Below are 1,215 nucleotides of genomic sequence, written 5' to 3'. Positions count from 1 at the left end.
ATTAGCTGGTCAAGGATGGCGATCATACCTCAGAAGCCGCGCCACGCCTCGCTCATATGAGGGGATGGTTAAGGGCCAACCCCCCAAATCCAACCATCCTCGGTAGGATTTTTAGGAGAGAAATACTGACTCGCGGTGGTATCGCCTGCCCCTGATGTATTTAATACCTCTTGTTGAAAACCATGTTGTTCCACACCTTGAAAAATAGTCCGGGAGATCAGATTCCAGTCATCATTGAGGGAAAAAGGGATCACCGGCTGAATGAGCACTCGACTCACACTCGCCCCGGTATTTACGCCCCCTAACTCATCATAGTTATACTGCACAGGCACACTGATGAGTGATGCAACAGGATTTGCCAGCTTTTTTGCCAATTCATCAGCCGATACCGCCTCATCGGTAGCAGCACAATCGATACTCCAGAGCGGTGCAGCCATGATAAAAAGCAACATTTTTCCATATTTTTCCATCACAATCTCCATGTGCCTTATGCTTGTTATCTCTAACTCTATATGTTTCCGCTCGCATGCTTCTTTATAAGGAATTGAGAAAAAGTCATACCACATCAAGCTAAACATAAATGATTAGCCGATATAGCGTGACATTTTTAATCGGCTTTCGGGGTTCATCACATTATTTCGGCAATCCATTGCCGACCTCACTGGCACGATAGATTGAAATTACCTCGTCCCTTTAACACGTTTTAGAGCGGGCCAGGCATGATATGACTTGTCTGGCACAATGCCAGTTGAAGAGTTAAGAACTCGCGAGATAATAAAAAGCAATGATAAACATTCTTATTTTTTAAATTTATATTTATGTGTATATTCTCACTTCCTTCTTATAAAAATGAACAAATGAGAGACCGAGCCTCCTGCTTGGCAGAAGCATGAATGCTCATCAAGCTTAGAAAACAATACCGATGAAGCGATCAAGTATCACCTCGAACGAAAATAGCGTGAAAAGCAGCGGCGTGAACGGAATGAGCGTTGCCATGACGAGCTGCATAATCGTATCTCGACTAAAGGGAAGCGGGCGGATCTCTTTGATCACCGCATATGCGTTACCCAGATCCGCAAGGGACTGGATATCAGCGGAGCCCAATAGGGTTTCTCCATCCCTGTCCACGGTATGCAACCAGGGCGGGATCGCACTTTGTTAATGAAATTTGAACAGGCAGATCGTCTGTGATCTAATCGCGTCTCCATGCAGGAG

Annotated in this window: 2 protein-coding genes; both read right to left on the bottom strand. The window is 45.3% G+C overall.

Annotated elements, in window-relative coordinates:
• Positions 1-68: 68 nt before the first annotated feature.
• A complete protein-coding gene (locus OKC27_RS22685) occupies positions 69-470 on the bottom strand; it encodes a hypothetical protein (protein WP_182939624.1) in 402 nt (133 codons plus the stop codon).
• Positions 471-906: 436 nt separating this feature from the next.
• A complete protein-coding gene (locus OKC27_RS22680) occupies positions 907-1,104 on the bottom strand; it encodes a hypothetical protein (RefSeq protein ID WP_270806748.1) in 198 nt (65 codons plus the stop codon).
• Positions 1,105-1,215 lie beyond the last annotated feature (111 nt).

This window comes from Aeromonas sp. QDB62 (assembly GCF_027705695.1).
Taxonomy (GTDB): domain Bacteria; phylum Pseudomonadota; class Gammaproteobacteria; order Enterobacterales; family Aeromonadaceae; genus Aeromonas; species Aeromonas allosaccharophila.
Note: the sequence above shows the minus strand (reverse complement) of the source record. Positions and strands in the feature narration are given on the sequence as shown.